Origin of the sequence: Campylobacter sp. CCS1377 (assembly GCF_040008265.1) — a bacterium.
Taxonomy (GTDB): domain Bacteria; phylum Campylobacterota; class Campylobacteria; order Campylobacterales; family Campylobacteraceae; genus Campylobacter_D.
This window is the reverse complement of record NZ_CP155620.1, coordinates 907,979-931,653: the sequence shown is the minus strand read 5'-3', so window position 1 is coordinate 931,653 and position 23,675 is coordinate 907,979. Positions and strand designations below refer to the sequence as shown.

General features: G+C 29.7%; 27 protein-coding genes. 10 read left to right on the top strand and 17 right to left on the bottom strand.

What is annotated here, in order from left to right; genetic code table 11:
• Positions 1–13 precede the first annotated feature (13 nt).
• From AAH949_RS04755 to abc-f, 3 genes are read left to right on the top strand one after another with little or no spacing between them, the layout of a single operon-like run.
• Entirely contained in the window at positions 14–505 is a 492-nt protein-coding gene (locus tag AAH949_RS04755; RefSeq protein WP_134238675.1) for a hypothetical protein, read from the top strand.
• Positions 502–2,085 (top strand): phosphoglycerate dehydrogenase, encoded by a 1,584-nt coding sequence (gene serA, locus AAH949_RS04750; RefSeq protein ID WP_134238674.1) that lies wholly within the window; start codon positions 502–504, stop codon positions 2,083–2,085. The genes AAH949_RS04755 and serA overlap by 4 nt, the downstream gene beginning before the upstream one ends.
• An 8-nt stretch (positions 2,086–2,093) precedes the next feature.
• Positions 2,094–4,031: a ribosomal protection-like ABC-F family protein gene (abc-f, locus tag AAH949_RS04745; protein WP_134238673.1), complete on the top strand. Its 1,938-nt coding sequence runs from the start codon at positions 2,094–2,096 to the stop codon at positions 4,029–4,031.
• A 29-nt stretch (positions 4,032–4,060) separates the two neighbouring features.
• Here the strand turns inward: abc-f and AAH949_RS04740 are convergent, their stop codons facing one another.
• Together AAH949_RS04740 and AAH949_RS04735 are read right to left on the bottom strand one after the other, a co-directional pair.
• On the bottom strand, positions 4,061–4,309 hold the full coding sequence (locus tag AAH949_RS04740; protein WP_134238672.1) for a ribbon-helix-helix domain-containing protein: 249 nt from the start codon (positions 4,307–4,309) through the stop codon (positions 4,061–4,063).
• Between the two features lie 10 nt (positions 4,310–4,319).
• Positions 4,320–4,919, bottom strand: coding sequence for a bacteriohemerythrin (locus tag AAH949_RS04735; RefSeq protein ID WP_134238671.1), 600 nt, complete (start codon positions 4,917–4,919; stop codon positions 4,320–4,322).
• A gap of 127 nt (positions 4,920–5,046) precedes the next feature.
• Between AAH949_RS04735 and AAH949_RS04730 the strand changes: the two genes are divergently transcribed.
• Positions 5,047–5,718 carry a response regulator transcription factor gene (locus tag AAH949_RS04730; RefSeq protein WP_134238670.1) on the top strand — a complete coding sequence of 224 codons (672 nt, stop codon included), beginning with the start codon at positions 5,047–5,049 and terminating at the stop codon, positions 5,716–5,718.
• On the top strand, positions 5,705–6,928 hold the full coding sequence (locus AAH949_RS04725; protein WP_134238669.1) for a HAMP domain-containing sensor histidine kinase: 1,224 nt from the start codon (positions 5,705–5,707) through the stop codon (positions 6,926–6,928). The genes AAH949_RS04730 and AAH949_RS04725 overlap by 14 nt, the downstream gene beginning before the upstream one ends.
• On the opposite strand, the gene AAH949_RS04720 is transcribed toward AAH949_RS04725, so the two are convergent.
• On the bottom strand, positions 6,929–7,222 hold the full coding sequence (locus AAH949_RS04720) for a hypothetical protein (RefSeq protein WP_134238668.1): 294 nt from the start codon (positions 7,220–7,222) through the stop codon (positions 6,929–6,931).
• Positions 7,223–7,224: 2 nt separating this feature from the next.
• On the bottom strand, positions 7,225–7,827 hold the full coding sequence (locus AAH949_RS04715; RefSeq protein ID WP_134238667.1) for an MBL fold metallo-hydrolase: 603 nt from the start codon (positions 7,825–7,827) through the stop codon (positions 7,225–7,227).
• Positions 7,828–7,954: 127 nt separating this feature from the next.
• Here AAH949_RS04715 and AAH949_RS04710 point away from each other — a divergent pair, with 127 nt between their 5' ends.
• The 4 genes from AAH949_RS04710 to kdsB are packed head-to-tail and all read left to right on the top strand — an operon-like array spanning position 7,955 to position 11,748.
• Positions 7,955–8,710 (top strand): NAD+ synthase, encoded by a 756-nt coding sequence (locus tag AAH949_RS04710; protein WP_134238666.1) that lies wholly within the window; start codon positions 7,955–7,957, stop codon positions 8,708–8,710.
• The gene (locus AAH949_RS04705; RefSeq protein WP_134238665.1) at positions 8,707–9,636 is read left to right on the top strand and encodes a tetraacyldisaccharide 4'-kinase; all 930 of its coding nucleotides are present in this window, start codon (positions 8,707–8,709) and stop codon (positions 9,634–9,636) included. Before AAH949_RS04710 ends, AAH949_RS04705 begins: the two co-directional genes overlap by 4 nt.
• Complete coding sequence (gene thrC / locus AAH949_RS04700; RefSeq protein ID WP_134238664.1) at positions 9,623–11,035, top strand: threonine synthase; 1,413 nt, start codon at positions 9,623–9,625, stop codon at positions 11,033–11,035. The genes AAH949_RS04705 and thrC overlap by 14 nt, the downstream gene beginning before the upstream one ends.
• Positions 11,032–11,748: a 3-deoxy-manno-octulosonate cytidylyltransferase gene (kdsB, locus tag AAH949_RS04695; RefSeq protein WP_134238663.1), complete on the top strand. Its 717-nt coding sequence runs from the start codon at positions 11,032–11,034 to the stop codon at positions 11,746–11,748. The genes thrC and kdsB overlap by 4 nt, the downstream gene beginning before the upstream one ends.
• Before the next feature lie 557 nt (positions 11,749–12,305).
• On the opposite strand, the gene AAH949_RS04690 is transcribed toward kdsB, so the two are convergent.
• The 4 genes from AAH949_RS04690 to AAH949_RS04675 are packed head-to-tail and all read right to left on the bottom strand — an operon-like array spanning position 12,306 to position 13,095.
• Positions 12,306–12,488 (bottom strand): hypothetical protein, encoded by a 183-nt coding sequence (locus AAH949_RS04690; protein WP_348519127.1) that lies wholly within the window; start codon positions 12,486–12,488, stop codon positions 12,306–12,308.
• Between the two features lie 47 nt (positions 12,489–12,535).
• Complete coding sequence (locus tag AAH949_RS04685; RefSeq protein WP_348519126.1) at positions 12,536–12,730, bottom strand: BspA family leucine-rich repeat surface protein; 195 nt, start codon at positions 12,728–12,730, stop codon at positions 12,536–12,538.
• 21 nt (positions 12,731–12,751) lie between these two features.
• Positions 12,752–12,877, bottom strand: a complete 126-nt coding sequence (locus AAH949_RS04680; RefSeq protein WP_348519125.1) for a BspA family leucine-rich repeat surface protein — start codon at positions 12,875–12,877, stop codon at positions 12,752–12,754.
• A 5-nt stretch (positions 12,878–12,882) separates the two neighbouring features.
• Positions 12,883–13,095: a BspA family leucine-rich repeat surface protein gene (locus tag AAH949_RS04675; RefSeq protein WP_348519124.1), complete on the bottom strand. Its 213-nt coding sequence runs from the start codon at positions 13,093–13,095 to the stop codon at positions 12,883–12,885.
• Positions 13,096–13,282: 187 nt separating this feature from the next.
• On the opposite strand from AAH949_RS04675, the gene AAH949_RS04670 reads away from it, so the two are divergent.
• Positions 13,283–14,053: a transporter substrate-binding domain-containing protein gene (locus tag AAH949_RS04670; protein WP_348519123.1), complete on the top strand. Its 771-nt coding sequence runs from the start codon at positions 13,283–13,285 to the stop codon at positions 14,051–14,053.
• A 27-nt stretch (positions 14,054–14,080) separates the two neighbouring features.
• On the opposite strand, the gene AAH949_RS04665 is transcribed toward AAH949_RS04670, so the two are convergent.
• The 9 genes from AAH949_RS04665 to AAH949_RS04625 form a co-directional block, all read right to left on the bottom strand.
• Positions 14,081–15,250, bottom strand: a complete 1,170-nt coding sequence (locus AAH949_RS04665) for a pyridoxal phosphate-dependent aminotransferase (RefSeq protein ID WP_348519122.1) — start codon at positions 15,248–15,250, stop codon at positions 14,081–14,083.
• A gap of 116 nt (positions 15,251–15,366) precedes the next feature.
• Positions 15,367–16,431 (bottom strand): tyrosine-type recombinase/integrase, encoded by a 1,065-nt coding sequence (locus tag AAH949_RS04660; protein ID WP_134238657.1) that lies wholly within the window; start codon positions 16,429–16,431, stop codon positions 15,367–15,369.
• A 554-nt stretch (positions 16,432–16,985) separates the two neighbouring features.
• Positions 16,986–17,690, bottom strand: coding sequence for a carboxy-S-adenosyl-L-methionine synthase CmoA (cmoA, locus tag AAH949_RS04655; RefSeq protein ID WP_348519121.1), 705 nt, complete (start codon positions 17,688–17,690; stop codon positions 16,986–16,988).
• A gap of 3 nt (positions 17,691–17,693) precedes the next feature.
• Positions 17,694–18,533: a bifunctional riboflavin kinase/FAD synthetase gene (locus AAH949_RS04650; RefSeq protein ID WP_348519120.1), complete on the bottom strand. Its 840-nt coding sequence runs from the start codon at positions 18,531–18,533 to the stop codon at positions 17,694–17,696.
• Entirely contained in the window at positions 18,499–19,245 is a 747-nt protein-coding gene (locus AAH949_RS04645) for a TlyA family RNA methyltransferase (RefSeq protein ID WP_348519119.1), read from the bottom strand. Before AAH949_RS04645 ends, AAH949_RS04650 begins: the two co-directional genes overlap by 35 nt.
• A complete protein-coding gene (locus AAH949_RS04640; RefSeq protein ID WP_348519118.1) occupies positions 19,242–20,216 on the bottom strand; it encodes a hypothetical protein in 975 nt (324 codons plus the stop codon). Before AAH949_RS04640 ends, AAH949_RS04645 begins: the two co-directional genes overlap by 4 nt.
• Positions 20,213–22,153, bottom strand: coding sequence for an NAD-dependent DNA ligase LigA (ligA, locus tag AAH949_RS04635; protein WP_348519117.1), 1,941 nt, complete (start codon positions 22,151–22,153; stop codon positions 20,213–20,215). The genes AAH949_RS04640 and ligA overlap by 4 nt, the downstream gene beginning before the upstream one ends.
• Positions 22,150–22,671, bottom strand: a complete 522-nt coding sequence (locus AAH949_RS04630; RefSeq protein ID WP_348519116.1) for a hypothetical protein — start codon at positions 22,669–22,671, stop codon at positions 22,150–22,152. Before AAH949_RS04630 ends, ligA begins: the two co-directional genes overlap by 4 nt.
• Positions 22,658–23,674 carry an AAA family ATPase gene (locus AAH949_RS04625; RefSeq protein WP_348519115.1) on the bottom strand — a complete coding sequence of 339 codons (1,017 nt, stop codon included), beginning with the start codon at positions 23,672–23,674 and terminating at the stop codon, positions 22,658–22,660. The genes AAH949_RS04630 and AAH949_RS04625 overlap by 14 nt, the downstream gene beginning before the upstream one ends.
• Position 23,675 lies beyond the last annotated feature (1 nt).

Here is a 23,675-nt window from a genome sequence, read left to right as displayed (position 1 = left end):
ATGAATTAAGTCTATGAAAAAATATACCCTATATGGTGTTTTATTCACTTTATTTTTAATTCTTTTTGTCTGCATTGTAGTTTTATTTTTCAGGTATGGCGAAATAAACGCTATGCCTGAAATTATCAAGGAAGTGGCTTATAAAATTAATACTCCCAAACAAGAAAATTCAAAAGAAGAAACATGGCAAGATAAGCTTTCGCAGCTTCCTAAAAAAAACTATGTTCCTGCGGTGCAATACTTTTCAATGTATTTTGAAGTAGATACAAGTGCCTTTGAACCAAAGCAACGATATTATCAACTTTTAATCAGTAAAAATGATGTGTATTCTATGTTTTGTTTAAAGCAAACGCTGAATTTATTTAATGTGCAGTATAGTTTGGTAAGCACCAAGGATAATACTCAAATTATTTTAGATACGGATGATAAAAACATATTAGAAGGTATTATTAAAAAATTAAAAACCTATGATATAGATACTCAAATAAAGGAGATGTGGTTATGAAAAAAAAGATCATAGTATGTGATGCGATTTTAGATAAGGGTGTTGAAATTTTACGCAATGCTGAAGATATAGAGCTTATCGAGGCTGCAAAAGTTCCAAAAGATCAGCTTTTATCTATGCTTGAAGATGTTGATGTGGCGATTACAAGAAGTTCGACTGATGTGGATGAAAAATTTTTAAGTCATGCAAAGAAGCTTAAAGCTTTAATCCGCGCTGGAGTTGGCGTGGATAATGTGGATATTGCTAATTCATCAAAACGCGGTGTGATTGTGATGAATGTCCCAACGGCCAATACTATCGCCGCAGTAGAGCTTACAATGGCACATCTTTTAACTTCAGCAAGGAGTTTTGTTAATGCTCATAATTTCTTAAAACAAGAAAGAAAATGGGAAAGAGAAAAATGGTACGGCGTAGAGTTAATGAATAAGACTTTAGGTGTGATAGGCTTTGGAAATATCGGCTCTCGCGTAGCTATTCGTGCTAAGGCATTTGGAATGAAAATTTTAGCTTACGATCCTTATATACCTACTTCAAAAATCACCGATCTTGGTATGGAAGCAGTAACAAATTTGGAAGATATTTTAACCCAAAGTGATTTTATTACTATACATACTCCAAAAACCAAAGAAACAGAAGGTATGATAGGCTTAAATGAGCTTGCTAAAATGAAAGATGGTATTCGTTTGATTAACTGTGCAAGAGGGGGTTTATATACGGAAGAGGCATTATGCGAAGGATTAAGAACCGGTAAAATAGCATGGCTTGGCATCGATGTATTTGTTAAAGAGCCAGCAACAAATAATCCTATTTTGGAATTTAATAACATTTCAGTCACCTCTCATCTTGGTGCAAATACCTTTGAAAGTCAAGAAAACATATCCATACAAGCTTGCGAACAAGCCTTAAATGCAGCTAGAGGTATATCATATCCCAATGCCTTAAATTTACCAATTAAAACTGAAGATTTGCCACCATTTGTAGAGCCTTATATAGAGCTTGTATCTAAAATGGGATTTTTATGTGCTCAGCTTGATAAAAATCCAGTAAAAAGCATAAGACTTGAAGCAGAAGGAAATATTGGCGAGTTTGCAAATTCTATGCTTACTTTTGCTTGTGTCGGTGTTTTGGGTGGAATTTTAGGCGATACGATTAATTATGTTAATGCTGAATTTGTGGCTAGAGATAAAGGCATAGAGCTTGGAAGCGAGGTTTTACCTAATAGTGGTTATAATAATAAGCTTACCATTAAAATTGTTACAGAGCAATCTAGCGTTAGTGTATCAGGGACTATCTTTAATGAAAATGAACAAAGAGTTGTCATGCTAAATGGATTTGCAACAGATTTTAAACCTAAAGGAAAAATGATAATCTTTAAAAATAAGGATATTCCAGGAGTTATTGCAAAAATCACCTCTATACTTGCTGAAAATAAAATCAATATTGCCGATTTCCGTTTAGGACGCGATGGTTTTGGTCATGCTTTGGCTGTAGTGTTGGTTGATGATAAAATCAATAAAGCTTTACTTGATAAGCTCAATGCATTTGATGCTTGTATTTTTGCACAATATGTTGAAATTTAAAGGCTAAGATGGCGCTAATAGATTTAATCAAAGCTTCTAAGAAATTTAGCGAGAAAATTGTTTTAAATGAAGCGAATTTTAGTGCCAATGATGGTGAAAAAATTGCCATTATTGGCAAAAATGGAGAAGGAAAATCTACATTTTTAAAAGTCATTTTGGGTATCCTTACTTTAGATAGCGGTAGAATTATAAGACAAAATGGAAAAAGCATAGCCATGCTTTCTCAAAGTGTGGATTTTGATACCAATTTAAGCGTCAAAGAACTTATTAAAAAAGAACTTGCTGAAATTTATCAAATTTTAGAAGATTATGAAAATTTACAAAGCAAGCTCAGTACAAACCCTCATAATGAATCTTTATTAAGACAAATAGATGATTTGATTTCTCTTATTGATAGCAAAGATGCTTGGAATATTGATGATAAGATCACAAGGATTTTAAAAGAATTTCAGTTATTAGAATACGAAAATAGGGCGGTTTGCACTTTAAGTGGTGGCGAGATTCGCCGTGTGGGGCTTTGTGTGCTTTTGCTTAAAAATCCAGATATTTTGTTACTTGATGAACCTACAAACCATTTGGATGTCTACATGAGCAGCTTTTTGGAAAATATGCTAAAAAATTCTAAAATGTGTGTGATTTTCATCTCGCATGATAGGTATTTTATTGATGCAATTGCAGATAAATGCGTGGAAATTGATGCAGGAAATTTAAGTGTTTTTAAAGGTGGATATGTAAATTATTTAGAAAAGAAAACTCAAATTCTGCAAAGTCTTGCCAAAAGCCATGAAACTCTTTTAAAGCATCTTAAAAGTGAAGAGGAATGGCTAAGGCGCGGAGTTAAAGCGAGATTAAAACGCAATGAAGGACGAAAAGAGCGCATCTTAAAAATGCGAGAAGAGGCTAAGAAAAATCCTAGCGCAATTCAGCGTTTGAAGCTTGAAATTTCAAGAGCAGCTTTAAATTTTAACGGAGAAAAAATTATAAATCGCAAGAAAATGCTTTTTGAGCTTAAAAATATAAGCAAAAGTATAGGAAATAAAATTCTTTTCAAAGACTTTTCAAGTCGTATTTTGCAAGGCGAGCGTATAGCCATAGTGGGGAAGAATGGTTGTGGAAAATCAACTTTTTTAAAAGTGCTTTTAGGTCAGCTTCATCAAGATAGTGGAGAAATAAAAAGAGGCGAGCTTAAAATAGGGTATTTTGATCAGGCTAGAAGTCTTGTAAATTCAGATAAAAGCTTACTTGAAATTTTTTGCCCTAATGGCGGTGATAGAGTGGAAGTGCGTGGTAAAAATATGCATGTTTATGGGTATTTGAAAAATTTTTTATTTCCAAAAGAATTTTTAGATAAAAAAGTATCGGTTTTAAGCGGTGGAGAAAAAAATCGCGTGGCTTTGGCTTTACTATTTACTAAGGAATATGATGTTTTGGTTTTGGATGAGCCTACAAATGATCTTGATATTGCGACTATTAATATTTTAGAAGAGTATTTGCTTAGTTTTGAAGGAGCAATTTTGCTTGTTTCGCATGATAGGTATTTTGTAGATAAAATCGCTACTAAAATTTACGCCTTTGAAAAAGATGGTTTTATTAATATAGAACATATACCTTATACGCAGTATTTAGAAACAGAAAAAGAGCTAAAAGAATTTGATGAATATCTTGCAAATTTAGAGTCAAATCAAAACAAAGAAATTATTTCAAAGGAAAAAAGTGGCAAGAAATTAAGCTATAAAGAAAATGAAATTTTAAAGCTTTATCCTGAAAAAATTCAAAGCTTAGAAGATGAAATTCAAAAACTCAATCAGCAGCTTTCAGATCCTAAATTTTATCAAGAAATTGGAATTGCAAAATTATATGAACAATTAGAAAATTTACAGCAAGAATTAGAAAAATTGGAAAATGCGTATTTTGAAGTATTGGAAAAAAGTCAAAATTTAAATTAGTAAATTTTAAACTAAGGCAAAACCTTAGTTTATTTTTTTAGATGAGCAATAACTTTATCAATTTTTTTACTCGCTTCAGTGTAATTTCCATCTTTTAATTCCTCTAAAGCTTCGATAGCAAAATCAAAATCTTCAAATTCATTTAAATAAGTCTCAATTGCTTCTCTTATAATGATAGATTTTGGTTTAGATAAATTTTTACTGATTTGATCTAAACGATTTTTTAATTTTGTTGGTAATTTTAGAGAGTAACTTTTGAATTCTTCTTTGCTTTTCATTACTTTCTCCTTAATGTTTTTTATAAAATTTTATAGGTTGTTTGCAAACTTTGCAAGTAAAATTAGCGCCTGAATTTTGAATTTTGTTGTGAATTCCATAAGGCACATCATGAACTTTACCTTTGCAATTGCAAGAATATAAATAAGTGCAAATTTCTTCTTCGTGAACTATATCTCTAACCTCTTCAAAACTTGCATCATCTCCTTCATCAGTGCTTAAGGAAGATTTTCTCCATTTTTCAACCTTCATATCTTCGTATAAGATATGACCCAATAGCCATTGTTTGGCTATAACATAAAGCTTTTCTTTAAGATCGTTTGTAGATCTAATGTCTTTAATTAAATCTATCATCATTTGTATGATTTCTTTGTGAATTTTTTTATGCTCTTCATAGTTTGGATAACCTATCATTTGCATATATTTTTCTTCGTCATTAAAATGATTTTTCATATATGTAAAAAATTCAGCAAGTAAATTTTTAACATCACTTTTACATACCGGACGATCTGAAATTCTTTCAACTTCAGCAGCTAATTCAAAGAGTTTTTTGTGTTGATCATCAATTCTAGCATTATGAACACTATAACTATTGTCCCACTTAGGTAACATCTTTTCACCTTTTTTACGAAGTAATTTTATACTTAGCAAAGATTATATCATAAAAAACAAAAATACAAATGATAAATTAAAATTTTTAATGTAAAATTCTTATATTCTCAACCAAAAAAGGAAAGCAATGGCAACTAAAATTCTTTTACTTGAAGATGATATGAGCTTAAGTGAAATTATTGATGAGTATTTAAGTGATATGGGCTATGAAATTAAAGTAGTAGATAATGCAGCTGACGCTCTTGATTTGGCTTATGAGCAAAAATTTGATCTTTGGATTTTGGATGTGAAAGTTCCTTTGGGCGATGGTTTTTCTTTATTAAAAGAATTAAGAAGTGCAGGAAAAGATACGCCCGCTATTTTTATGACTTCTTTAAATACCGTGCAAGATTTACAAAAGGGCTTTGGCGTGGGTTGTGATGATTATATACGAAAACCTTTTGAACTTGTAGAACTTTGCGTGCGTATAGAGTCTTTGCTTAAGCGTTCTTTTTCACATAAAAACGATGATTATGAAGATTTAGGGAATGGCTATAAATTTGCTTTGCGTTCTCAAATTTTGTACCATAATTCAGAGGCTTTATCTTTACCTAGTAAGGAAATCAAGCTTTTAAGTTTATTATTGCAAAATAAAAATAATTTTTTAAGTTTGGAGCGTATTTTTGAAGAATTGTGGGATTATAATGAAGAACCTAGCGAAATGAGTTTAAGGGTTTATGTGAAAAATTTAAGAAAAATTTTAGGAAAAGATAAAATTATCAATCAACGCGGAAGGGGATATTGTTATGTCCGAAGCTAAAAGCGTTATCAGACAAATTTTACTTATTTATCTTACAACAACAGGAGTATTTTTAAGTATTTTCTTTGGAATTTGGTATGAAAAACTTTATGAGGAGTTAATTTCTGAAAAAAGTATAAATTTAAAAGAATATCATCGAAATATTGTTATAGGTATCACAAATTCAAGATTTGTACCTTTAGAACAAAGTGCTGCTGATATTGCTAAAGATTCTGAGCTTAAATTTGCGATTTTTGATCGTAAAAAGGTATTTTTTAGTAATTTAGATTATAGGGTGGATGAAATCACTTTAAAATACAGAGGACAAGGCGGTAGAGATATTTATAAAAATACAGTTTTTTTTATAGCACCGCTTAGTTCATCTCATTATTATCTAAGACATTTTAAGAATTTTAATCCAATAAATGAAGAAAAAATAAATAAAAATGGTTTAAAAATACTGATACAGGGATTTGAAGTTAGCAAAGAATTGTTTTTAATCCGCTTGCAAGTATTTTTATCTGCCTTACTATCATTTGTGTTAATAGGAATTATCTCTTATTTTTTGGTGAAAATTGCTTTAAGACCTTTGGAAAATAAAATTCATACTTTAAATCGCTTCATTAAAGATTCAACCCATGAAATCAACACCCCTTTAAGTGTAATTTTAATGAGTGTTGAGCAGCTTGAGAGACAAGATCAAAATAATTCGCCAAAATTCAAACGCATTAAACTTGCAGCAAAAACTTTAAATCAAATTTATTCCGATTTGGTTTTTTATAATTTTCCCAATACTATTGCCCAAGATAAGGTTCATATTGATATGAAAAATTTAATCTTAGAGCGTTTGGAATATTTTAAATTATTTTTTGAACAAAAAAAAATCGAACTTGTTTTAAATTTAAACGATAACAATACACTTTTTGCAAATAAAAATCGTATTGCTAAAATGCTTGATAATCTTTTAAGTAATGCTATTAAATATAATAAAAAAAGTGGCAAAATTTATATTTCACTCAGTGAAAATATTTTAGAAATTAAAGATACAGGTTGTGGTATAGATAAACAAAATTTAAAAAATATCTTTGAGCGTTACGCAAGATTCAATCAAGATCAAGGGGGATTTGGCATAGGACTTGCTTTAGTAAAAAACATTGCCAAAGAGTATGAGATTAGCGTAGAATGCCAATCTGTTCCAAACGAAGGTAGTAGCTTTATTTTAAAATGGTGATTATTTTTTGATAAACCAAGTTAAATATGCGCAAAGTAAAGACAAAAATAAAGAAAAAAGCGCATAAAGATTAAATTCAATCAAGCTTAAAAAGGTTGAACTTAATAAAAATCCACCCATAGCACTATAAATGGCAATTTTATATAAAATGCCATTTTGTGCCATTTTTCTACAAGGACAAAATTTTATAAAACTTTTTTGTAAATTTTCTTCAGTAGGATATTTAAAATTAATTAAAACGGCAATTAAAGTAATAAAATTTAAAACAAGAAGATAAGAGAGCAATACAAACATATTTATTCACCTATATATCTTAACCAGTAAGGTAAATGCTCTTGTTCTGTCTTTAAGCTCGTTTGTTCACCATGTCCTGGCAAAAGAATAAAGTCATTCTTATAAGCCATAGCTTTTTTTAGACTTTGCTTCATTAAAGTGGCATCGGAATAAGGAAAATCCCACCTTCCTATGCTTCTATTAAATAAAAAATCTCCACTAAACATTATTTTCTCTCCAATAAGCTCTATCATACAACAACCTGGAGTATGTCCTGGAAAAAAATGAAATTTAAGCTTAAAATCAGCTATATTAAATTCATCTTCATTGTCGATTAAAATATCAGCTTTACTTGACTCAAAACCTTTGCTAAAAGGATCTTGAAGCATAAATTCATCATTTTTGTGGATGTAAATAGGGATATTAAATTCTTTTTTAACCTTGGCATTATCCCAAACATGATCATAATGTCCGTGAGTGTTTAAAATCGCCAAAGGATTTTTAGTATTTTTTTTGATAAAATCAAGCGCATCAACTCCTGGATCGATAATTAACTCTGCATTTTGTGAGCTTACAATGTAACAATTTGTTTGATAATCCCCGCAAGCTTGTTTTAAAATTTGCATTTTCTACCCTTTTTATTTTTGTGTATTATATAATTTTTATCAATTCTTTTGGACTAAAATTTAAAATATCTACGCATTTTAAAAGAAAAGCTATTATAATTATGCTTTTAAAGTTAAGGTAGTAAAAATGGATTATAAGCAAATTTTGCAAAACATTGATAAATTTATAAAAAATAAAATTCAACTTTCTAATACAAAAGGCGTTATCTTAGGACTTAGTGGAGGGATTGATTCTGCTTTGGTTGCAATGCTCTGTAAAAAAGCTTTAAATGAAAATGTTTTTGCACTCTTAATGCCTACAAGATTTTCCAATCAAGAGAATTTAAACGATGCTTTAATGCTTTGCAAAGAACTCAAACTAGAATATAAAATCTTAGAAATTCAAAATATCTTAGATACTTTTTTAGATAAAAGTGAAAATACCAATAAAATTCGCACGGGTAATTTTGCTGCACGCATTAGAATGAGCTTGCTTTATGATTATTCTGCTTTAAAAAATGCTTTGGTTGTTGGTACTTCAAATAAAAGCGAGTTACTTTTAGGCTATGGGACAATTTATGGGGATCTAGCTTGTGCTTTTAATCCTATAGGCGATCTTTATAAAAGCGAAATTTACGAGCTTGCAAAACATTTAAATTTACACGAAAATTTCATCAAAAAAGCCCCAAGCGCAGATCTTTGGGAGGAGCAAAGCGATGAAAAAGATTTAGGCTTTTCTTATGAGCTCATAGATAAAGGTTTGAAAGCGCTTGAAAATAACGATAAAAAAGCACTTGAAAAACTTGATCAAAATTTATTAAATATGCTAAATTCAAGATTAAAAAATAATGCTTTTAAAAGAGTAATGCCTGAGATTTTAAGCTTAAGAGTCTTTTGTAAATGAAAGAAAAAAACTACGAACTTTGGCTGGATAATTATTTTTTTAAGCCTAGTTTCTTACAAAAATGTCTTGCAATTTCACTTTTGCCTTTAAGTTTTATTTATACTATTTGTGCGGTTTTAAATAGTTTTTTTCGCAAAAAAATTGATTTTAAAAAACCCATTATAAGTGTGGGGAATTTGAGTTTTGGCGGTAATGGAAAAACGCCTATGTGTAAAGCTATAGCAAAAGAATTTGATGGTGTTTTTGTTGTACTTAGAGGCTATAAGAGAAAGAGCAAAGGTTTAATTGTCGTTAAAAGTCAAAATGGAATTTTATGTGAAGTAAGCAAAAGTGGCGATGAGGCAATGGAATACGCCTTTTGCGAAGAAATTTCTGGCGTGATAGTGAGTGAAGATAGGGTTAAAGGCATAGAAAAGGCCTTTGAATTAGGTGCTAAAATTGTTTTGCTTGATGATGCTTTTTCTAAATTTCATATTAAAAAATTTGATATTTTGCTTGAAAGTAAGATTAAGCCTTTTTTTAATTTTACCCTGCCAAGCGGAGCTTATCGTTTGCCTAAATTTTATGAAAAAAAAGCTGATTTTATTGCACTTGAAGGAAGGGATTTTGTGCGTTATTCTTATGTCAGTGAAAATCCAAAAGCCGTGCTTGTTAGCGCCATTGCCAAGCCTTTTAGGCTATATGAGCATTTTATTAAGGCTAGAGCTTGTTATTTTTTTAAAGATCATTATGAATTTAAAAAAGAAGAGCTTGAAAATTTGCTAAAAAAACATAATTGCGATACACTAATGCTTACTTTTAAAGATTTTGTAAAAGTGAAAGATTTTGGTTTTAAGTGTCAAATCATAGAATTAAATGTTGAATTAAAAGAAAATTTTAAACAAATTTTGCACGAATATGTAAGGAGTTTTGATGTTATTAGTTGAAAGCAGAAATGCTAGCGAAAAAAAAGATTTTAAAGATGCTATTATAAATCCAAATGCCCCGCAAGGTGGGCTTTACTCGCCCTTAATTTTACCTAAATTTGATGGCGAAAAATACACTAATTTACCTTATAAAGAATTTGCATTAAAGTTAATAGAAAGCTTTGAATTTGGTTATGAAGATTTGTTTGAAAAAGCTTTAAAAAGCTATGAAAAATTTGATGATAAAAACTCACCAATAAAACTTCAAAAAATTGCCGATAAAACCTATATTAACGAGCTTTGGCATGGACCTACAAGGGCTTTTAAAGATATGGCTCTGCAACCTTTTGGTGTGCTTTTGAGTGAATTTTCCAAAGATAAAAAGATTTTAATCATTTGCGCTACAAGTGGCGATACAGGACCTGCAACGCTTAAAAGTTTTGAAAATTTAGAAAATATCAAAGTTATTTGTATGTATCCAAAAGGCGGAACAAGCGCTTTACAAGAACTTCAAATGCGATCAATGGATAAGAATAATTTAAAAGTTTTAGCTATAAAAGGCGATTTTGATGATGCGCAACGCACTTTAAAAACCTTGCTTGGAAAACAAGAATTTAAAGATGAATTGCATGATTTAGACTATGAGCTTTGTGCGGCAAATTCGGTGAATTTTGGCAGAATTTTATTTCAAATCATTTATCATTATTATGCAAGTTTAAGGCTTTTTAATGAATTTAAAGAAGAAGTTCAAATCATCGTGCCAAGTGGAAATTTTGGCAATGCTTTAGGGGCTTTTTATGCCAAGTTAATGGGCGCTAAAATTTCAAAGATTAAAATTGCTTCAAATTCTAACAATATCCTAAGTGATTTTTTTCACAAAGGTGAATACGATCTTAAAAATAGGGTGCTTAAAAAGACGATTTCTCCAGCTATGGATATACTTATTTCTTCCAATGTTGAAAGATTATTATTTGCTAAATTTAAAGATAAAAGAACAAAAGAGCTAATGGAGCTACTTAAAACGCAAAAATATTTTAAGCTTGAAAAAGAAGAGTTAAAAAGTTTGCAAGAAGATTTTGAGGCTGATTTTTGCAGTGATGAAGAGTGTATGAAATTTATCAAAAATAGTAAAACTTTAATCGATCCACACACAGCAACTTGTTTTAAAATGCTTGACATATCAAAACCAAGCATCATCACTTCAACTGCTGAATGGACTAAATTTACCCCAAGCATGATAAAAGCACTTTTTGATAGAGAGTGCGAAGATGAAAAAGCAGATTTTAAGCTTCTAGCAAAAGAATTTAAAGTGGATATCAAAAAAGAACTTTTAGAGCTTTTCGATCTTAAAAATACCGATGAAAAGGTTTATGAAATAAGAGACATTGAAAATATAATTTTAGAATGGATTAAAAAATGATTATCATACCTACAAGGCTGGCTTCTACGCGTTTTCCTGAAAAAATTCTTTGTGATATAGGCGGTGTTCCGATGTTTATTGCTACAGCCAAGCAAGTTTCGAGCGTGGATGAAGTTTGTATTGCACTTGATGATGAAAGAGTGCAAGAGATCGCTAAGAAATACGGCTTTAAAGCGGTTTTAACAAGTAAAAACCACGAAAGTGGCACAGATAGGATAAATGAAGCTTGCGAAAAACTAGGACTTAAAGATGATGAAATTATCATCAATGTGCAAGCCGATGAGCCTTTTATCGAGTATGAAAATTTGCTTAAATTTAAAGAATTTGCCAAAGATTGTCTTAAAAAAGATGCTTTCATGGCAAGTTGTTATAAAAAAATCAACAAAGACGAAGCCAGTGATCCAAATTTAGTTAAAGTGCTTTGCGATAAAGACGGCTTTGCTTTGTATTTTTCAAGAGCAAAAATCCCTTATGAAAGAGCAGAGTATGAAGAGAGTTTTAAGGGACATTTAGGCATTTATGCTTATAGCGTTAAGGCTTTGCGCGAATTTTGTGCTTTAAAAAATTCTGCCCTTGAAAAGGCTGAAAAATTAGAGCAATTAAGGGCCATAGAAAATGGTAAAAAAATCAAAATGCTTGAAATTATCACAAATAGCATGGGAATTGACACTAAAGAAGACTACGAAAGGGCTTTGAAATTCATAAAAAGCTAATTTAAATTAGCTTTTATTTTTACTTTATAGCAAACACACTGTTTATCATAAATCTTTTTTCTCTTCGCATGCAGCTTTGGGTATGAAAAATTGTAAGCACAACTATAATAAGGCGGCATTCTCTTTGGATTTTCCTTCGCATATTAACTTTACTTTTTCGAAATAGTTTTTTATCATAGCATAATCTATCGTTAGTAAAAATTTGAGTGCTTAAAATAAAACCACAAACACTATCTTCTTTATCATTTTTTTCTCCTTTATAAAACTACAATTAAACATTTTATCAGCAAGCTCGAAAAAATTTTTTGCAAAACGACAAAGCCGCATTAATATCTAAAAACACTATAGAGGTATCAGAACTTACTCTTATGGGGTTTTATTTAAGCAGATGACTATAGCTTTTAACTATGTATTATAAATTTTCAATCGTGTATTGGCTATATAGCAAGGCTAAAAACGACTTTTTTTATCGGTATAAATTTCTTTGATAAAATAAGTGTATTTGTATATCTATAAGCCAAAAAAGCTTAATGCTTAATTGGCTTATTTAAAAGTATTTAGTTTAATATCCCCCCTAACGCCTTTTGTTGTTGTCTTATGGATTCTTCCATTAAACAACCTTGCCATAAATTAAATTTCATATTAGCTTCTCGGCAAGCTCCAAACCTATCGCCATTCATACCACTGCACCTACTAGCTACAGATTCATAATCACTTTCTTCAGACTGACAAACCGCCATAGCAATATCATAATAAAATCAAATCCAAAGCTATTAAAAACATTTTTTCATATTAAACCTTTCATTTCATTTCTAAGTATCTCGCCAAATACATCCTCTTGTTCTAAGTCAATGTTCCAAGATCTTAAATCTTGTTTAAAGCCAGACAGCGCAAACATGCAGTTGAAATTTTCACAATTTTTAACATTCCATTTATCAAGATTTTGATTAAATTTACTTGCAAACATAAAAGCAAGGGACATATCCTTTACCTTTGAGACATTTCATGAATTTATGTCTTGATTGAAAGACTTAGCGCAAAGGAAAATCGAGTCCATATTTTCAAGCGAGCTTGTATCCCATTTATTTAAGGGTTGATTAAAAGAAGTGCCCTTAAACATAGAGCTCATATTGCTTACATTATGCACGCGCCAATCATTGATATTCTCATTAAATACTTTACATAAGCAAACATTTCGCGCATATTTTTAACGCTTGAAGTATCCCAAGTGCCTATGCCGCTGAAATTTTTTCGCTTGCTGCCTTTAAAGACTTCGCTTAAATCATCAAGCTTGCTAATATCTAAAGATGATAAATCCAAATTCTCATCTTTCAACAACTCAAGCAAATGCTACTTGTTCTCAACAATTATTTGTTTCATGTTCTCCTTTCATTATAAGATAAGCAATTATTATATATATAAGTTTTCTCTTAAATGCTTTGAAAACAAATTTTTAATTAAGCCAAATGCTTCCTAATGCCAAAATAAGATAAAATCAGTATAATTTTTAGCCAATCAAACATAAAGGAAAAATATGAAAAAAATATTTTATTTTTTAACTTTGCTTTTTGCTCTAAATTTAGTGGCAAAAGATTTAGTTGTGGGTATGGAGCTTGCTTATCCTCCTTTTGAAATGAGTGATAAAAGTGGCAAAGCAAGTGGGATTAGCGTGGATTTTTTAGAAGCTTTTGCTGAGAAAAATGGCTATAAGCTTGTAGTTAAAAATATCGCTTGGGATGGGCTAATACCTGCTTTAAAAACTGGTAAAATCGATCTTATTATGTCTTCTATGACTATCACAGATGAGCGCAAAAAAACCGTTAGCTTTAGCATACCTTATGCACAAGCAAATTTGGCAATTTTAACCCCTTTAAACTCAAACATTCAAAGCATTAAAGATCTAAATCAAAAGGGTAAAATTCTGGCTTTAAAACGCGGATCTACTGGACATCTATATGCGAGTAAAAATCTTAAAAATGCCACTATACATTTATTTGATAAAGAAAATGCGGCGATTTTAGAAGTGATACAAGGCAAAGCAGATGGCTTTTTTTACGATCAGCTTAGCATTTATAGAACTTGGCAAAAACACCAAGATACGACAAGAGCTATCTTAGATCCCTTTCAAGAAGAGGCTGAATTTTGGGGTATAGCTGTGCAAAAAGAAAATGTGGAGCTTAAAAAAGAGCTTGATGAATTTATCATACAAAGTAAAAATGATGGATTTTTTGATAGCTTAGGAGAAAAATACCTTAAAAGCGTAAAAGATACTTTTAAAGAGAAAAATTTACAGTTTTTCTTTTAATGAAAAAGCCCAAAATAGGGCTTTTTATCAAGAATAAGATTTGACAAATTTAGCAATTCTTTCAATTCCTTTGATAATATTTTCTTCACTTGTCGCATAGGAAAGTCTAAAATAACCATCCATTCCAAAACCAATGCCTGGGACAACTGCAACTTTTTGATCTTCAAGTAATTTTTTGCAAAATTTCATCGAGTCTTTTTCTAATTTGCTAATATTAACAAAAAGGTAAAAAGCACCTTGTGGTTTATAAACGCTGATATTTGGAATTTCATTTAGCATTTTAAGTGCTGTGTTGCGTCGCTTTTCAAAAGCTTGTCTCATATTTTCTATATCTTTGTCAATTTCTCCATTTAAAGCAGGTATGGCAGCGTATTGGGTAATTGAGCATATATTAGAAGTGCTTTGTCCTTGAAGTCTTTTAACGGCCGAAACCAACTCTTTATTTTTACTTGCCATATAGCCAAAACGCCAACCTGGCATTGCGCTGCATTTGCTTAAGCCATTGATAGTAACTGTTCTTTTTAACGCATCTTCACTAACTCCTGCAAAAGCACAAAATTCAACCCCATCATAACAAAGTTTTTCATACATTTCATCGCTTAAAACAGTGATATTTGTGCCTTCTAAAACTTTGGCTATGCTGGTAAGTTCTTCTTTTGTATACATTGCACCAACGGGATTTGATGGAGAATTTAGGATTAATACTTTTGTTTTTGGTGTAATAGCTTGTTTTAATTGTTCAGCTGTGATTTTAAAACCATTTTCTTCTATACCTTCTATAAAAATAGGCTTTCCTTCTGCAAATTTAACCATTTCAGGGTAACTTACCCAGTAAGGACTAGGGATAATCACTTCATCGCCTGCCTCAACAAGACACTCAATGCAGTTAAAAAGTGAGTGTTTTGCACCAACATTAGTGATAATTTCGCTAAGCTCGTAGTCTAAATTATTATCTTTTTTGAGTTTTGTTTGGATAGCTTTTAAGGTATCTTTGATACCTGCAACGGCTGTATATTTTCCACAGCCTTTCTCTATAGCTTTAATTGCAGCATCTTTGACAATTTTTGGAGTATCAAAATCAGGCTCTCCTGCTGAAAAACTGATGATATCTTCACCTTTTACTTTAAGCTCATTTGCAAGAGCAGTGATTGCTAAAGTGATGGACTCTTCTAAAACTTGAGATCTTTTACTTAACATTTATCTATCCTTCAAAAAAATTTTGTAAATTCTAGCAAAAATATTTACATAAAATTTTAAAATCATAATAATTTTCCATTTAAGTCCGTTAAATATAATAAAATTGTTAATTTTTGTTAATTTTCACTAAGTTCTTTTGCAACTTGTGCGGCAAGTTTCAATTTGTCATTATCAAAATGAGTATAAATTCTTGAAGTATTTAAACTTGCATGTCCCAAAGCTTCTTGCACCAAAACCAAATCTTTTTGTTTTTTGTAAAGCAAGGTGGCAAAAGTATGCCTTAGCATATGTGCGCCATTTTTTTGTTTGCGAATTCCTGCTTTAAAAAGCAATTGTTCTACAATGCGCGAAATGTAAGATTGGGTAAGTGGCATACCTTTTTTATTGACAAAAAGTAGGGCATCTTTGCTTAAATAATTAATTTTGACATTTTTTAATAAAGAGGCTATAAGTTCTTTTTTAATCATCACAATGCGGTATTTATTACCTTTGGCTCGAATTCTTATAGTGTAAAGATCGTTTTCTTCGCTAATATCTTTTAGCTTGATGTTAATGGCTTCACTGACGCGAATACCTGTAAAAATGATGATTTTAATGATAAGTTTATTGCGTATGGTATTGCTTTTAAAGTCTGCATTTTCCACAGCATCAAGGAATTTTTTCAACTCTTCTTCGCTCATAAATTCAGGTAATTTCACTCCTTTTGCCCCTACAATGCCTGCCCAATTTTTTAAAGTGATCTCAAAAAGATGTGCTTTTTTATCTTCTTCATTTTGTTTATCCAAAAAATCAAAGAAATTAATCACAGCAATGCGGTAATTTTTCTTACTCGCATCAGAAAGCGATCCTGTAATGCTTGCTAGAATTTCTATGATTAAAGATTCGTCAATTTGCTTTAAAGAATAGAGTTTATAAAAAAGTAAATATTCAAAAAGCTTTTTTAGGGGATTAAAATAAGTATTTACGCCTCCAAGTCCAGCATTACGGGCTTTTTTAGCTAAAGCATCCAATTCTTCGATATTTTTAACACCCTTTGTGAGTAAATAATTTACTTCAGCTAGGGCTGCGGGGTTTTTTAGTTCTTTGTTTGAAAGCGAACTGAGTTTAAATTTTACATATTTAGCAAGCCAAAATAAAAAAGACTTTTCAAAATTTTCTTCGCAATCTAAGGGATATTTCATAATTATGTATTTCCTAAAATTAAACTTTTTTTGAAATTTATATTTTAATATGCACTTTGTAAAAAAAAGCTTTTTTTGCTTTGATTAAATAAAAATTGCTTAAATTTATGATTTATTTTTTTAATAAAAAATTAAAATAAAAATAAACTTAATTGATATGTAAAAAGATATGATAAAAGGTAAAAATACATAAAATTTTTATTTTTGTATTGAAAACTATAATTTTCAAACTTTTTTATATATCTACTCTATTTCATATATAAATTGTTCTAAAGCTATATTTTTAGGTATTTTGATGATTTTATATTTTGGATGATTTTAATTTATCCATAGAATTTAGTGTATTATTTTTTGAAAACTGTTTTGTAATTTTATACAAGTAAGATTGAAGTTAAATTTTTAATATATATGATTAAGCTTATTTTAATAATATTATTTTTATCAAAATTTATATTATTTTGATAATTTAATAAAATAATTGGATTTTCTATTTTATGAATTTATAAATTTGTAAAATATTTTTAAAGCATTTTCTACCCCACCCCATCAAAATATTATTTAAAAGCTACAAAAGTTTCAAAATTCACCCATTTAAAAATACTCTCAACCTTTTTAAATCCTGCATTTTTAAGCATGGTGATATTTTCACTTTCTGTATAAGGGATAAGCACATTTTCTAGTGCTTCTCTTTTGGTTGAAATTTCTATTTTGCTATAACCTTGCTCCTCTTTATAATTTTCGTAAATTTCTATCATTTTTTTAGAAATTTTAGCATCTTCATATAGGATTTTTTCACTGATGATAAAAATGCCATTTTCGTTTAAATACTCATAAATTTTATTTACAAGTTCTTGTCTTTTTGGTGGGCGGATAAATTGCAAAGTATAATTTGCGATAAAAATATCATTTTTAAAAAACTCAAATTCATCTAAATTTGCATTAAAAAATTGAAGTTTTATACCAAAAGCATTGCTTTTATTTTTAGCGATTTCAAGCATAGCGTCTGCATTATCAACACCACTTAAAATAAAATCCTTTCTTTTTTCACCCAAAGCAAGTAATAAATTCGCCGTAGAACAACCAAGATCACAAATTTTAGCATTTTGCTTAGCAAAAAGCGAGATGAAATCAACAATGAGTTTTAAATTTTTATCATAAAAGGGAATGGATCTTAGCACCATATCATCAAACACACTAGCCACGCTTTTATCAAATTCAAACTGCTTTTCCAAAGGTTTTTTAAAAATATCATCTTTCATTTTTTATCCTAATAGTTTTTTAGCTTTTTCTATGTCTTTTGCGATTTGCTCTTTTAAAAGTTTAAGGTCGTCAAATCTTTGATTTTGCCTTAAAAAATCCACAAAAAAAAGCTCGATTGCATCATCTGTTTTTACTTTTTCATCAAAATTTTCTATGATATGACTTTCTATGGCAAAGCTCTCATCGGTGCTTCTAATGCCTATAAAACTCACGCTTTTATAGCTTTTATTTTTGTATTTTGCAAAAGTAGCATAAACTCCATTTTTGGGCAAAAAATACTCATCGCATTTTAAATTTAAAGTCGCAAAAAGTTCCTTTTTTCCAAGCCCCTGCCCTTTGATAACTTTGCCTTTAATGCTATAAGTTCTGCCTAAAAAAAGATTAGCATTTTTTATATCGCCTTGCTCTAAAAATTCTTTTATTTTACTTGAATGAACGCCGATTTTATCAATGCTAAACTCATCTACGATAATGGTTTTTATCCCACTTAATTTCTCAATATCAACCGCCTTAAAAGCCCTATTTTTTCCAAAAGAAAAATCATAGCCCACGACAATTTTTTCTAAATTTATAAATTCTTTTTTTAAAATTTGCAAAAATTCTCTACCATCTAAATTTTTAATACTCTCAAAGTCAAGCTCTATAAGATTTTTATTTGCCAAAAATACTTTTTGCTCATTATCGCAAAGCTTTTTACCCTTAAATTTATCGATGATTAAAAGAACTCCAAAATCATCTAAATGCGAAATCAGTTTTTTGTGCCCCAAATGCACTCCATCAAAACAACCTATCGCAATAGAAGTGATTTTATCCTTTTGTGTAGTGGTAGAAGTATTCCACATTGCCTTCTTTTCCTTTAATTTTTGATTCTTCACTTGAGACTAAAATCCAGCCTAATTTCATGCAGGCTTTTTCAAATTCTTTTCTTGCTCCTTGCACGGCCTTTTCATCTTTTAAAACGCCTTTTTTGTCCCTTTTTGCTCTAAGCCCTACTTCAAATTGAGGTTTAAAAAGTAAAATAATATCTTTTAATGCTAGGTTATTAATATAAAAAAGCAAAAGATGTAAAGAAATAAAACTCACATCACAAGTGATAATATCAAATTTCTCATCGCTTTTAAATTCTCTTAAATCCGTGTTTTCAAGCACTTTTATTTTTTCATTATTTCTTAAACTTTGATGAAGTTGATTATTTCCCACATCTAGGGCTGTGATTTTTAGGGCCTTATTTTCGAGTAAAATTTGCACAAAACCACCCGTGCTAGAACCGATATCAAGGCAGTTTTTATTTTGGATTGTAATATTTTTATCCTTTAGAAAATTTTTGAGTTTAAAAGCGGCACGAGAAACATAAATTTCATTCAAAAGCTTTAAATTCAACTCTTCACAATACAAAATTTCATCATCATTTAAATCATTTTTAAGCAAATTTTTCACATCAAAAGAAGCCTTAAAAAGCCTAGAATTTAACACTATTTCTTCATTTTCTATAAGCTCTAAGGCTTTGTTTCTACTGATATTTAATTTTTTAGCGATAAATAAATCATATCTCATTGTAAATTCTCATTAAGTGTTTTTTGCAAATCTTCTTTTTCCTTAGAAAACCACCAAATTCCAAGTTCAAAGGTATTTTTATTTAAAAGTTCTTGCACTTGTTTTAGGTTTTTTTCTAAATTTTCTTTATCTTGTTTTAAAGAACTTAAATTTTGTTCTTTTAAAAATTTCAAATTTTCTCCCATTAAAATGATTTCTTTTTGCAAAGGTTTTAAGTTTTGATTTTTTGATTCTCCTAAGAAAAATACCCCAAAACTCATAATGATAGAAAGTGTAAAAATATAGAATTTTTTTCCGCCCTTAAAAGCAAAATTATAAATATAAGCCAAAGCCGAACACAATATAAAAAAATTAAAAAAATCCATAAAAAAATTAAAAATTTTAAACCAAAATTCACCCAAAGAGAGTAAAAAATACATCTTTAAAGCACTTAAGATATTTAAAATTTGTGAAATAAAATCAAAAATAAAAAAAGTGGAATTTTTATAATGTATGATTAAATCATTAAAATCATTTAAACTAAAATCATCAAAATTTACAAAAAATAAGCCAAAAAAAGCATAAGTTAAAGCGATGAAAAAACTAGCAATGATGATGATTCTAAAATCATTATAAGCATTATCTACAAATTGTAAATGTAGTTTTTTCTTTAAAAAAAACAAAACTAAAGGTAAAAGTAAAAACAAAAAAATAAAATCTTGTTTATCAAAGCTAATTAAATTCAAAAATAAAGATACAAATACAAAAACACTTACAAAAAAACTAATAATATAAATATAAAAATCACTGCTTAAATGATAAATAAGACTATTTTTTACAATAGTTGCTTCTTTGATGATATTTTTTCTAAGCTTTAAAAAAGCAAAAATCTCCCTAAATAAAGCATAAAAAAGAAAAAATAAAAAAATAAAAGCATAATTAAAATTTTGCCAAGTCGCAATAAAAGCAAAAAGTGCAAGCAAAATAATCATCGCAAAAGCTCGTAAAATTCGTTTTCATCTATACATTTTACACCAAGTTCCTTAGCCTTCTCAAGTTTTGATCCCGTTTCCTCGCCAAAAAGCACAAAATCTGTTTTTTTAGAAACCGAAGAATTTACCCTTGCTCCATGCTCTTCTATCATTGTCTTAAATTCATCTCTAGGGCGTGAAAGTGTGCCTGTGATGACAAAGGTTTTGCCTAAAATCGCGCTATTTTCTTTAATTTGAATTTGTGGCTCTTTTAAATTTAAAAGCTTGTAAAACTCATCAATTCTTGTGCTATTTACACGCGAAAACTCACACAAAGAAAGTGCCATTTGCTCGCCAAAACCTTCTAAATTTGCATAAGCATCCAAGCTTTGTTTGTGCCACTCTTTACCAAAACTTAAAGCGAGTTTTTTAGCTGCCACTTCTCCAATATGCTCAATACCTAAAGCTGTGATAAAACGGAAAAGTTCGCAATTTCTTGCTTCTTTAATGGCATTTAAAATATTGTTAATCTTTTTTTCTTTAAAGCCCTCAAGACCTTCAAAATCACTAAATTTAAGATGAAAAATACTTTCAAGTGTGGTGATTTTTTTCTCTTTAAATAAAAGCTCAACTATACTTTCACCAAGTCCGTCGATATTTAAGCATTTTTTGGAAACAAAATGGATGATGGAATTTACAAGGCGATCTTTACAATCGATATTTTGGCATTTTATCAAAGTACCTTCATCTAAAAGTTCGCTTTTGCAAGTGGGACAAAATTTAGGTCTAGTAATGTTAAGTTCTAAACCATCTCTGCGATCTTTAAAAACTTTAGTGATTTTTGGTATCACATCGCCACTTCTTATCACACTTACAAAATCATTAATTCTTGCATCAAGTCTTGCGATTTCATCAAAATTATGAAGTGTTGCAGATTTTACAACAACCCCATCTAAATTTACAGGCTCTAAAACCGCCACAGGAGTGATAACTCCACTTCTCCCTACTTGTAAATTTACCCCTATTAAACGCGTGGTTTTTTCCAAGGCTGGAAATTTAAAAGCCGCCATAAATTTTGGAAATTTCACAGTATAACCAAGCTCTTTACAAAGCGATAAATCATCAACCCTTACAACCATTCCATCCATCATCATAGGCTTTTCATCTCTTAAAGATAAAAGCTCATCATAAGCTTTTAAAACCTCTTCTAAATTCGCACAAACTTTTACAAAATCATCTTTTAAAAAGCCAAGCTCTCTTATAAAGCTCATAATTTCACTATGTTTACTAAAATTAAGTGAGTTTTGCCCTACTCCCCAAGGATAAAATTTCAAATTCCTTTCTCTTGTGATACTCGTATCAAGCTGTCTTAAACTCCCGCTTGCTGCGTTGCGTGGGTTTGCAAATAAGCTTTGATTTAAACTGGCTCTTTTTTCATTAATTTTTTCAAAATCATCTTTTAAAATCACTACTTCGCCACGAATTTCTATCTTTTCTTTATAAGCGATATTTTTAGGGATATTGTCAATTTCTTGCACATTTAGCGTGATATCTTCGCCTATTTCGCCGTCTCCTCTTGTCGCACCGCTTATTAATTTACCATTTTCATAAAGCAAATTTAAACTCGCGCCATCAAATTTTGGCTCGATGAAAAAATTCTCTTCACATCTTGTGCGTTTTGCCCAAGCTCTTAGCTCACTTTCATCAAAAACATCTTCCATTGACCACATACGACTTAAATGAGAAAGTTTTTTAAACTCGCTTTGTATGGTAGGTGCTATCTTTTGCGTAGGAGAGTTAGGCGAAATTTCATTTTCATTTTGCTCTTCATACTCTCTTAGCTCCCTAATTAAAGCATCATATTCTGCATCACTTGCTAATGGCTCATCTTTTTCATAATACGCCCTCATCCAAGAAGCAGCCAAAGCAACTTTTTCTAAATATTCTTTTTTTGTCATATTTCACATCTCTCATTAAAAATTCTTTGATATATAGGTAGAAAAGACTGTCTAGGATCGCATTTTATTTCAAATTTGTTTAAAAAATCATCTGCTTTCATAGCATATTCAATTTCATTTCCTATCTGACGTTTTTTATATATTTGAGAATTATTGCCATCTTTTATAACAAGATATAGGTAAATAATATAATTTTTAAAAGCTATATTATTTTCTTTAAAAAGTTTTTTAAGCAAAATAATACTATCTTTAAATTTCTGTATTATTTCTTGTTTATCCACATTACTTTGTTTTTGATTTTTAAATTCAACTAAAAAAACATTATTTGTTTGACAAAATAGGGCATCTACTTTCTTTACACCTTTATTGGTTTCAAGGCTTAAACTTAAATTTTCAAAATTTATAACCCTATTTTCTTTTAAACATAGATATTTATCATTTTCTTTATCATAACTAGTATTTTTTAAAGTGTCTTCATATTGATTATATTTATTTTTAAAAACGCTAAAATCGGCCATTTTTAATATCCAATTCATCAAAAGTTTGAAAAGGCTTGTTAAGTTTTTCAAAAATTAATTCCATAGTTTTTTCATTATTTCTAACCTGCTCTATTTTAAAATCTAAACTTACATGAAAATTTACTCTTGCCTTATAATGCATACCATATTTATAAATAGCTTCCACAACATACGGACTATGGGTATTTATAAGTATAGGAATATGTTTAGTTGATAATTCAACAAGTATTTTAGCAAACAAAATTTGCCAAGTTGGATGTAAGTGATTTTCTGGCTCATCAAAAATTAAAAAACCTTGAGGAGTAATACGATTATTATTGATCAAAGTCTGCAAAATACCAAATTGTTTAATACCTGTCGCAACATTCTCTACAGAAATTTCCTTATTATTTCTATAAAATTTATAAGCTTCTTTATTGTTTTGTAAAAAATGGCCGTTGATAATGTCTACTATTTCTTCCTTAAGATCTTTAAAATCCAAAGACTTTTTTAATGGTCTTTGTAACCCTATTTTTTGATATAAATCCCAAAGCAAATATGGATAAGAAAGCTCATATCCTCCACCATAAATTCTAGCATTATCGTTCGCAAGACGCACTTTTGTAAAAAAATCAAATAAATCCCAAACCAAAGGGCTTTGTATAAAAGTACAATCGGCATACTCTTGACCCTCGCTTTTAAAACTAGTGCATCTATTTCTTTCAATGCAAGCCTCATAAATAATATTTTGATCTTTGCTTAATATTATCCCCCCATTATTTTTTAACTCGCCATTAAATATTAAATTTATAAGTTTATCAAAAGCTTTTTCTTTTACCCAAATTTTATTAGATTTTTTTGTTTTCCACTCACTCATATTGTGTGTTTTAATTAAGGCCATTAAAATTTTACCCACTGTACTTTTACCTGTATCATTTTCACCTGCTATAACACCTAAACCTTCTAAATTAATATTTGCCTCTTTTATAATTCCAATATTTTCTAAATATAATTTTTTATTCATT

Excerpts from the sequence above, each read along its gene's own strand:
- AAH949_RS04725 (WP_134238669.1), top strand. The coding sequence starts at position 5,705 with ATGTCCGAAGCTAAAAGCGTTATCAGACAAATTTTACTTATTTATCTT.
- AAH949_RS04720 (WP_134238668.1), bottom strand. The coding sequence starts at position 7,222 with ATGTTTGTATTGCTCTCTTATCTTCTTGTTTTAAATTTTATTACTTTA.
- AAH949_RS04730 (WP_134238670.1), top strand. The coding sequence starts at position 5,047 with ATGGCAACTAAAATTCTTTTACTTGAAGATGATATGAGCTTAAGTGAA.
- AAH949_RS04625 (WP_348519115.1), bottom strand. The coding sequence starts at position 23,674 with ATGAATAAAAAATTATATTTAGAAAATATTGGAATTATAAAAGAGGCA.
- AAH949_RS04735 (WP_134238671.1), bottom strand. The coding sequence starts at position 4,919 with ATGTTACCTAAGTGGGACAATAGTTATAGTGTTCATAATGCTAGAATT.
- AAH949_RS04645 (WP_348519119.1), bottom strand. The coding sequence starts at position 19,245 with ATGAGATATGATTTATTTATCGCTAAAAAATTAAATATCAGTAGAAAC.
- AAH949_RS04685 (WP_348519126.1), bottom strand. The coding sequence starts at position 12,730 with ATGTCCCTTGCTTTTATGTTTGCAAGTAAATTTAATCAAAATCTTGAT.
- AAH949_RS04710 (WP_134238666.1), top strand. The coding sequence starts at position 7,955 with ATGGATTATAAGCAAATTTTGCAAAACATTGATAAATTTATAAAAAAT.
- AAH949_RS04660 (WP_134238657.1), bottom strand. The coding sequence starts at position 16,431 with ATGAAATATCCCTTAGATTGCGAAGAAAATTTTGAAAAGTCTTTTTTA.
- serA (WP_134238674.1), top strand. The coding sequence starts at position 502 with ATGAAAAAAAAGATCATAGTATGTGATGCGATTTTAGATAAGGGTGTT.
- cmoA (WP_348519121.1), bottom strand. The coding sequence starts at position 17,690 with ATGAAAGATGATATTTTTAAAAAACCTTTGGAAAAGCAGTTTGAATTT.
- AAH949_RS04665 (WP_348519122.1), bottom strand. The coding sequence starts at position 15,250 with ATGTTAAGTAAAAGATCTCAAGTTTTAGAAGAGTCCATCACTTTAGCA.
- AAH949_RS04650 (WP_348519120.1), bottom strand. The coding sequence starts at position 18,533 with ATGTGGAATACTTCTACCACTACACAAAAGGATAAAATCACTTCTATT.
- AAH949_RS04680 (WP_348519125.1), bottom strand. The coding sequence starts at position 12,877 with ATGAGCTCTATGTTTAAGGGCACTTCTTTTAATCAACCCTTAAATAAA.
- AAH949_RS04755 (WP_134238675.1), top strand. The coding sequence starts at position 14 with ATGAAAAAATATACCCTATATGGTGTTTTATTCACTTTATTTTTAATT.
- abc-f (WP_134238673.1), top strand. The coding sequence starts at position 2,094 with ATGGCGCTAATAGATTTAATCAAAGCTTCTAAGAAATTTAGCGAGAAA.
- AAH949_RS04715 (WP_134238667.1), bottom strand. The coding sequence starts at position 7,827 with ATGCAAATTTTAAAACAAGCTTGCGGGGATTATCAAACAAATTGTTAC.
- thrC (WP_134238664.1), top strand. The coding sequence starts at position 9,623 with ATGTTATTAGTTGAAAGCAGAAATGCTAGCGAAAAAAAAGATTTTAAA.
- AAH949_RS04670 (WP_348519123.1), top strand. The coding sequence starts at position 13,283 with ATGAAAAAAATATTTTATTTTTTAACTTTGCTTTTTGCTCTAAATTTA.
- AAH949_RS04630 (WP_348519116.1), bottom strand. The coding sequence starts at position 22,671 with ATGGCCGATTTTAGCGTTTTTAAAAATAAATATAATCAATATGAAGAC.
- kdsB (WP_134238663.1), top strand. The coding sequence starts at position 11,032 with ATGATTATCATACCTACAAGGCTGGCTTCTACGCGTTTTCCTGAAAAA.
- AAH949_RS04705 (WP_134238665.1), top strand. The coding sequence starts at position 8,707 with ATGAAAGAAAAAAACTACGAACTTTGGCTGGATAATTATTTTTTTAAG.
- AAH949_RS04690 (WP_348519127.1), bottom strand. The coding sequence starts at position 12,488 with ATGGCGGTTTGTCAGTCTGAAGAAAGTGATTATGAATCTGTAGCTAGT.
- AAH949_RS04640 (WP_348519118.1), bottom strand. The coding sequence starts at position 20,216 with ATGATTATTTTGCTTGCACTTTTTGCTTTTATTGCGACTTGGCAAAAT.
- ligA (WP_348519117.1), bottom strand. The coding sequence starts at position 22,153 with ATGACAAAAAAAGAATATTTAGAAAAAGTTGCTTTGGCTGCTTCTTGG.
- AAH949_RS04740 (WP_134238672.1), bottom strand. The coding sequence starts at position 4,309 with ATGAAAAGCAAAGAAGAATTCAAAAGTTACTCTCTAAAATTACCAACA.